The following is a 6,862-nucleotide window of genomic DNA, read 5'->3' as shown; positions in this document are numbered from 1 at the left end:
GGTTACATTCCGAACCCGGAAGCTAAGCCTTTCAGCGCCGATGGTACTGCAGGGGGGACCCTGTGGGAGAGTAGGACACCGCCGAACAATCTTTCAAAGGACCCTTGGTCCAGCGTTCAACGCTGGATCAAGGGTCCTTTTTGTTTTTGTAGATCTTTACGCCGAAGCGCGGCCATGGGTTGGTTGCGCGAGAATGACTAGCGGTACCCCGAAGACAGGAGCAACACCCATGTCCAACTCTCCCGACGATCGTCCGGAGCGCGAGCCTCGGCGCAACGACGGTGGTGACAGGGGCGGTTATCGCGGGGGCCGTGACGACCGTGGCGGTGACCGCCCCTCCGGTGGCGGCTTCCGTCGCGACGACCGTGGTGGCCGGCCGACCGGTGGCGCCGGTGGCGGCTTCCGCCGTGATGACCGTGGCGGGCGCCCCGCCAGTGGCGGCGGCGGCTTCCGTGGTCGTGACGACCGCGGTGGTGACCGTCCGAGCTACCCCCGCCGTGACGACGACCGTGGCGGCCGTCCCACTGGTGGGGACCGTCCGTCCTTCCCGCGTCGTGACGACCGTGGTGGCGACCGTCCCTCGTACCCGCGTCGTGATGACGAGCGTGGTGGGCGTCCCTCCGGTGGTGGTGGCGGTTTCCGTCGTGACGACCGTGGCGGGGACCGTCCCTCGTACCCGCGTCGTGATGACGAGCGCGGTGGCCGTCCGACCGGTGGTGGCGGCGGTTTCCGTCGTGACGACCGTGGTGGGGACCGTCCGTCCTACCCGCGTCGTGATGACGAGCGTGGTGGTTTCCGCGGTGGTCGTGACGACCGTGGCGGCCGTCCCACCGGCGGCGACCGTCCCTCCTACCCGCGCCGCGACGACCGTGGCGGGGACCGTCCCTCGTACCCGCGTCGTGACGACCGTGGTGGGGAGCGTCCGAGCTACCCGCGCCGTGACGATGAGCGTGGTGGCCGTCCGACCGGTGGCGCCGGCGGCGGTTTCCGCCGTGACGACCGTGGTGGGGAGCGTCCGTCGTACCCGCGTCGTGACGACGAGCGCGGCGGGCGTCCCTCGTACCCCCGTCGTGACGATGAGCGTGGTGGTTTCCGCGGTGGTCGTGACGACCGTGGCGGCCGTCCCACCGGCGGCGACCGTCCGTCCTACCCGCGCCGCGACGACCGAGGTGGCGACCGCGGTGGCTACCGTGGCGGGCGTGACGACCGGGGTGGAGACCGCGACTTCCGCGCGGACCGCGACCGGGACCCGGTCAAGCGGCTTCCGATCGACGAGGACATCACCGGTCACGAGATCGACGCCGACGTGCGTCAGGAGCTCCTGAGCCTGCCGAAGGGCCTGGCCGAGGAGGTCTCCCGCAACCTGGTCATGGTGGCCCGGCTGATCGACGACGACCCGGAGCAGGCGTACGCGTACTCGCGCATCGCTCTGCGGCTGGCCTCCCGTGTCGCCGCCGTGCGCGAGGCCGCCGGCTTCGCCGCGTACGCCACGCAGAAGTACAGCGAGGCGCTCGCGGAGTTCCGCGCCGCCAAGCGGATGACCGGTTCCGTCGAGCTGTGGCCCGTCATGGCCGACTGCGAGCGCGGCCTCGGCCGTCCGGAGCGGGCCCTGGCCATGGCCGGCGAGCCCGAGGTGCAGAAGCTGGACAAGGCCGGTCAGGTCGAGATGCGTCTCGTCGCAGCCGGTGCCCGGCGCGACCTGGGGCAGCTCGACGCCGCGATCGTGACCCTGCAGAGCCCCGAGCTCGCCTCCAACACCGTCCACCCGTGGACCGCGCGTCTGCGGTACGCCTACGCCGACGCCCTGCTGGCGGCCGGTCGTGAGGACGAGGCGCGCGAGTGGTTCGGCAAGACCCTCGAGGCGGACAAGGACGGGGCCACGGACGCCTCCGACCGGCTCGCCGAGCTGGACGGAGTCGAGTTCGTCGACGCGATGCACGACGACGACGCGGACCTTGCCGACGACGAGGGCGACGAGGGCGACGAGGCGGATGCCGCCGAGGTGGCCGCCGCCGAGCGGGCCTCGGACCAGGCCGAGTACTACGACGAGGACGACGAGGAGTACGAGCCCCTCGAAGACTCCGCCGCCGATGTGGACGTCACCGACGAGATCGTCGTCGGCGACGAGGACGAGGACGACGAGCGGGGCCAGGCCGGCGACAAGGCCTAGTCGACGTAGCTGAGACAGCTGAAAGGAAAGGGCGGTACCCCCTCGGGGGTACCGCCCTTTCGCGTTTCCAGGGGCCTCAGTCCACGCTCCGCAGCACCAGGCCGGTGGCCGGTTTCGGTCCGAAGGAGGTGGACTTCCGCGGCATGGTGACACCCTGGCGGGCCAGGTCCCGGACCACGTCCTCCCGTACCGGGTGGAGCAGCACGGCGGTGCCTCCGTGGCGCTCGGCCATGGCGATGGTGGCTTCCGTGTCGTGGATGTACGCGATGTGCTCGGGGGCGTCGGGGACGTGCCACAGCGTGTCGAGCAGGGTCGCGTGGAGCACGGTGGCGTCCAGCCGGCGCCAGGCCTCGGGGCGGTCGCGGCGCACGGTGCGGTCGATGAGCGCCGGGTCGGGGTCGGTGACCAGGTGGAAGGCGCCGTCGCCGGTCAGCAGGAAGGCGTTGCCCTCCGCCGCGGCGGCCGCGAGGGCATCCAGGGCCCGCGGGAGCGGGCCGTCGACGGGGCGGACCCGGAAGGAACCGTCCAGCGCGGCCAGGGCGTCGGCTACGGGGAGGCGGCGCAGCATCCGGTGGATGGCGCGGACCTGGAGCGGGTAGCGGGCGGTGTCGACGAGGAGGACCAGGCCGAAGTCCCAGCCGGTGGGGGACCGGTGTTCCTGCTGGAGGCGCAGGTACGTCGCCCAGCGGTGGTGGCCGTCGGCGATGAGGGCCTGACGGTGGCCGAGGTCCGAGGTGACGGCGGCCAGCTCGGCGGGGTCGGTGATGGACCAGAGGCGGTGCCGGAAGCCGTCCTCGGTGGTGGTGGAGAGGAGGGGCGCGCGCTGCGCGGTCCGCTCGACGACCTCCGCCGCGCCCTCGTCGGGGGCGTCGCCGAGGTAGGTGAGCAGGAGGGGTTCGAGATTGGCGGAGGTGGCGCGCATCAGGCCGGCCCGGTCGGTGACCACGTCCGGCATGACGTCCTCGTGGGGCAGTACGATGCCGGCCTCGGCGGCGGACAGGGCCAGGGCGCCGATGACGCCGCGCTGGAGGAGGTCCCCCTTGCGCTGCTCGTACACGTACAGCGCGGGCTCCGCGTCGGCGCTGAGGATGCCCTCGGAGAGCCAGTGGCGCAGGGTGCGCGCGGCCTGTTCGTTGCGCGCGGCGGGGGTGGCGGCCTGCGGAAGGATCAGGCGGACGATGTTGTGGGGGTCGGCGGATTCGAGGTGGTCGACTCCGTCGGGGCGCACGACCACGTCGTATGGCGGTGAGGTGACGGCGGCGAGGCTGCCCACACGCTCCGGGACATAGCGCAGTCCGTGGAAGGGGATCAGCCGCAGCCCGCGCTCCGCGGTGTCTGAAGTGGTCATTGGTGCATGGTAAGACGCGTCTCGGCGTGCGGGATGATCGGGGGAGTGCGGAAATGAGACAAGATCGATTGTATGAGGAGGGGGCACGATGACCCGGCAGCGCAGGACCCGTCCCGCGGGCAGTGAGCGGAGTCTGCACCAGGCCTACGACACGGCTCTCCTGGACCTCGACGGGGTGGTGTACGCGGGCGGTCGTGCCATCGCGCACGCCGTGGACTCGCTCGTGGCGGCCCGGGCCGGCGGGATGCACCTCGCGTACGTCACGAACAACGCGCTGCGGACGCCTGAGGCGGTGGCCGCGCACCTGACGGAGCTGGGCATCCCGAGCGAGGCCGCCGAGGTGGTCACCTCGGCGCAGGCGGTGGCCCGGATGATCGCGGACCAGGTGCCGGCGGGCTCGAAGGTGCTGGTGATCGGCGGCGACGGGCTGCGGGTCGCGCTGCGCGAGCGGGGGCTCGTGCCGGTGGAGTCGGCCGATGAGGAGGGCTTGGCGGCGGTCGTCCAGGGGTTCGGGGGCTTCGACCTGCCGTGGGGGCGGCTCGCGGAGGCCTCGTACGCGATCAACCGCGGGGTGCCGTGGTTCGCGTCCAACACGGATCTGACGATTCCGTCGGCGCGCGGGATCGCACCGGGCAACGGGGCGGCGGTGGAGGCCGTACGGATCGCCACGGGCGCGGTGCCCCAGGTGGCGGGCAAGCCGTGGCCGCCGATGCACCGGGAGACGGTGCTGCGGACCGGGGCGAAGCGGCCGCTGGTGGTGGGGGACCGGCTGGACACCGACATCGAGGGCGCCTTCAACGGGGAGGTGGACTCGCTGCTGGTGCTGACCGGGGTGACGGACGCGGAGCTGCTGCTGCGGGCGGAGCCCAGGCACCGGCCGACGTACGTGGACCGGGATCTGCGGGGGCTACTGACCGGTCAGCCGGAGGTCGTGGGTGCGGCCGGGGAGGGCTTCCGCTGCGGGGGCTGGACCGCGGTCGCGCTGGACGACGTACTGGACCTGCGCGGGGAGGACGGGGATCCGCTCGACGGGTTGCGGGCGCTCTGCGCGGCGGCCTGGACGCGTGCCGGGGAGGGTTCGTGCGGCCTGGACGCGGACAAGGCGCTCGCCAGGCTGGGGCTTTGAGCCCGGGCGGGCACGCCGGCGGCTGCCGGGCCGACCGGGGGATCTTGTCGGGCGGAGGGTAGGCTAACCTAACTTCCGTGTTGGTCGAGAGTCTCGAAAGTCCCCCCGAACAGGGCGCGGCGCCCGCCGCGGCCACCGCCCTCCGCGCGCGCCACGGCGCGCGCGCCGCCGGTCTGCTGGCCGCCTTCGCGGTGCTGGCCCTGATCGCGGTGGCGAGCATCGCCGTGGGTGCCAAGCAGATGCCGCTCGACGAGGTCTGGCACGGGCTGTTCCACTACTCGGGGACGCCCTCCGACGTGGTGGTACGGGACCTGCGGGTGCCGCGGACCATCCTCGGGCTGCTGGTCGGCCTCGGTCTCGGCCTGTCCGGCGCGGTGATGCAGGCGCTGACCCGCAACCCGCTGGCCGAGCCCGGCATCCTCGGCGTCAACGCGGGCGCCGCGGCCGCCGTCGTCTCGGCGATCAGCTTCCTCGGCGCCGGCTCCCTCAGCGAGTTCGTCTGGTGGGCGTTCCTCGGCGCCGGCACCGTCTCCGTCGTCGTGTACGTGCTCGGCGGCAGCCGCAGCGCCACCCCGGTCCGCCTGGCCCTCGCCGGTACGGCGGCCAGCGCGGCCCTCGTCGGCTACATCAACGCCGTGCAGCTGATGGACAGCACGGCGCTGGACAAGCTCCGCTTCTGGACGGTGGGCTCGCTGGCCTCGGCCACCATGGACACCGTCACGCAGGTGGCCCCGTTCCTGGCGGTCGGCGCGGTGCTCGCGCTGTCGCTGGGCCGCCCGCTCAACGCGATGGCCATGGGCGACGACACCGCCCGGGCGCTCGGAGCCCATCTGACGCGGACCCGGATCGGCGCCATGGCCGCCATCACCCTGCTGTGCGGGGCCGCCACCGCCGCCTGCGGGCCGATCGTGTTCATCGGTCTGATGATCCCGCACCTCGTACGGTTCTTCACCGGGCCGGACATGCGCTGGGTGCTCGCCTACTCGGCGGTCCTGTCGCCCGTACTGCTGCTCGGCGCCGACGTCGTCGGACGGGTCGTCACCCGGCCCGCGGAATTGCAGGTCGGCATCGTCACCGCGCTCATCGGCGGCCCCGTCTTCATCTACCTGGTTCGGCGCAAGAGGATGGCCCAGCTGTGACCGTGCCCACGAAGTCCCGGGCGGGCGGCCGGCCCGCCGGGCCCGGGCCCCGGCCGCTGCGGCTCCCCGGCGGGACGTCCCTGCGCGTGGAGCGGCGCGCGGCGGCCGTGGGGCTGCTGCTCGCCGCCGCGGCGCTGGCGCTGGCCGTCGTACTCATCGGCACCGGCGACTTCCAGATCGCCCCGGGGGACGTCGTGCGGACCCTGCTGGGCAACGGAACGCCCGCCGACGACTTCATCGTCAACGACCTGCGGCTGCCGCGGGTCCTGGTCGCCCTGCTGGTCGGCGCGGCCCTCGGGATGTCCGGCGCCGTCTTCCAGTCCGTCTCGCGCAACCCGCTCGGCTCCCCGGACCTGCTCGGCTTCGGGCACGGCTCGGCGGTCGGCGCGCTCGTCGCCATCATCCTGTTCAAGGGCGACGGCACCCAGGTGGCGGCCGGGGCCCTGGTGGGCGGCCTGGTCGCCGGCCTGGCCGTGTACCTGCTCGCGTACAAGCGGGGGATCCACGGCTACCGGCTGGTCCTCGTCGGCATCGGCGCGTCCGCGATGCTCGTCGCCGCGATCCAGTACCTGCTGACGAAGGCCCAGGTCGTGGACGCGACCCGGGCGATGGTGTGGCTGACCGGCTCGCTGGCCGGCCGGGACTGGGAGCAGGTGTGGCCGCTGCTGGCGGCCTGCGCGGTGCTGTTCCCGCTGATCCTCGGCCAGGGCCGGGCCCTGCGGATGATGGAGATGGGTGACGACGCCGCGTACGCCCTGGGGGTGCGGGTGGAGCGGACCCGGCTGCTGCTGATGGCGGCCGCGATCCTGCTGACCACCGCGGCGAGCGCCGCGGCCGGGCCGATCAGCTTCGTCGCGCTGGCCGCGCCGCAGCTGGCCCGGCGGCTGGCCCGGTCGCCCGGGGCGGGCCTGCTGACGGGTGCCCTGATGGGCTCCGTGCTGCTGATGCTGTCCGACTGGGCCTCGCAGCGGGCCTTCGGCGCCGACCAGCTGCCGGTGGGTGTGGTGACGGGGCTCGTCGGTGGTGTGTACCTGCTGTGGCTGCTCGTCGCCGAGCGCAAGGCGGGACGGATATGACGG

Annotated in this window: 6 protein-coding genes and 1 rRNA gene; 5 read left to right on the top strand and 2 right to left on the bottom strand. The window is 73.2% G+C overall.

Features of this window, described 5'->3' with window-relative positions:
- Window positions 1-87 (top strand): 5S ribosomal RNA (gene rrf, locus MTF65_RS21005); the annotation flags it as partial.
- Between the two features lie 40 nt (window positions 88-127).
- Here the strand turns inward: rrf and MTF65_RS30730 are convergent.
- Window positions 128-1,291 carry a hypothetical protein gene (locus MTF65_RS30730; RefSeq protein WP_374207269.1) on the bottom strand — a complete coding sequence of 388 codons (1,164 nt, stop codon included), beginning with the start codon at window positions 1,289-1,291 and terminating at the stop codon, window positions 128-130.
- 15 nt (window positions 1,292-1,306) lie between these two features.
- Here MTF65_RS30730 and MTF65_RS20995 point away from each other — a divergent pair, with 15 nt between their 5' ends.
- Complete coding sequence (locus tag MTF65_RS20995; protein WP_243630443.1) at window positions 1,307-2,170, top strand: tetratricopeptide repeat protein; 864 nt, start codon at window positions 1,307-1,309, stop codon at window positions 2,168-2,170.
- 76 nt (window positions 2,171-2,246) lie between these two features.
- Here the strand turns inward: MTF65_RS20995 and MTF65_RS20990 are convergent, their stop codons facing one another.
- A complete protein-coding gene (locus tag MTF65_RS20990; RefSeq protein WP_243630422.1) occupies window positions 2,247-3,518 on the bottom strand; it encodes a DUF1015 family protein in 1,272 nt (423 codons plus the stop codon).
- 88 nt (window positions 3,519-3,606) lie between these two features.
- Between MTF65_RS20990 and MTF65_RS20985 the strand changes: the two genes are divergently transcribed.
- From MTF65_RS20985 to MTF65_RS20975, 3 genes are all read left to right on the top strand, one after another.
- A complete protein-coding gene (locus MTF65_RS20985) occupies window positions 3,607-4,644 on the top strand; it encodes an HAD hydrolase-like protein (protein WP_243630421.1) in 1,038 nt (345 codons plus the stop codon).
- Window positions 4,645-4,721: 77 nt separating this feature from the next.
- The gene (locus MTF65_RS20980; protein WP_243630420.1) at window positions 4,722-5,783 is read left to right on the top strand and encodes an iron ABC transporter permease; all 1,062 of its coding nucleotides are present in this window, start codon (window positions 4,722-4,724) and stop codon (window positions 5,781-5,783) included.
- Window positions 5,780-6,859: an iron chelate uptake ABC transporter family permease subunit gene (locus tag MTF65_RS20975; RefSeq protein ID WP_243630419.1), complete on the top strand. Its 1,080-nt coding sequence runs from the start codon at window positions 5,780-5,782 to the stop codon at window positions 6,857-6,859. Before MTF65_RS20980 ends, MTF65_RS20975 begins: the two co-directional genes overlap by 4 nt.
- Window positions 6,860-6,862: the final 3 nt, after the last annotated feature.

Source organism: Streptomyces sp. APSN-46.1 (assembly GCF_022815725.1).
In the GTDB taxonomy this organism is placed as follows: Bacteria; Actinomycetota; Actinomycetes; order Streptomycetales; family Streptomycetaceae; genus Streptomyces.
Note: the sequence above shows the minus strand (reverse complement) of the source record. Positions and strands in the feature narration are given on the sequence as shown.

Excerpts from the sequence above, each read along its gene's own strand:
- MTF65_RS20990 (WP_243630422.1), bottom strand. The coding sequence starts at position 3,518 with ATGACCACTTCAGACACCGCGGAGCGCGGGCTGCGGCTGATCCCCTTC.
- MTF65_RS20985 (WP_243630421.1), top strand. The coding sequence starts at position 3,607 with ATGACCCGGCAGCGCAGGACCCGTCCCGCGGGCAGTGAGCGGAGTCTG.